Origin of the sequence: Bradyrhizobium sp. PRIMUS42 (genome assembly GCF_023006515.1) — a bacterium.
GTDB lineage: Bacteria > Pseudomonadota > Alphaproteobacteria > Rhizobiales > Xanthobacteraceae > Bradyrhizobium.
In genome coordinates, this window is sequence record NZ_JALBGZ010001595.1 from 1 (window position 1) to 459 (window position 459).

General features: G+C 68.4%; 1 protein-coding gene. It reads left to right on the top strand.

Going from position 1 to position 459, the window contains the following annotated elements; genetic code table 11:
- The coding region (locus MOV75_RS41830) for an MFS transporter (protein WP_247008739.1) at nt 1-459 on the top strand (459 nt) is incomplete at both ends.

Genomic DNA, 459 nt, shown 5'->3' on the forward strand with positions numbered 1-459 from the left:
CCCGCGGTCGGCGGCGTCATCGTCGCCTCGCTCGGCGCTGTCGCCGCGTTCGCCTGCAACGCGATCCTCTATCTGCCGCTGCTGGTGGTGCTGCTGCTGTGGCGCCGCAACACCGAACCCTCCCGCCTGCCGCGCGAAAAACTCAACCGCGCCATGGTCTCCGGCTTCCGCTACATCACCAATTCACCGCCGATCAAGATCGTGCTGTTGCGCACGCTGGTGATGGGCCTGATCGGCGGCGCCATCATGGCGCTGATGCCGCTGGTCGCGCGCGACCTGTTGCATGGCGGCGCGCAGACCTACGGCATCATGCTGGGCGCCTTCGGCATGGGCGCCGTGATCGGCGCGCTCAACATCCACGAATTGCGCAAGCGCATGAGCGGCGAGGCCGCGATCCGCGCCTGCACCATCTCGATGGCATTCGCGATGGCCGCGCTCGCCCTGAGCACGGAGCCGGTG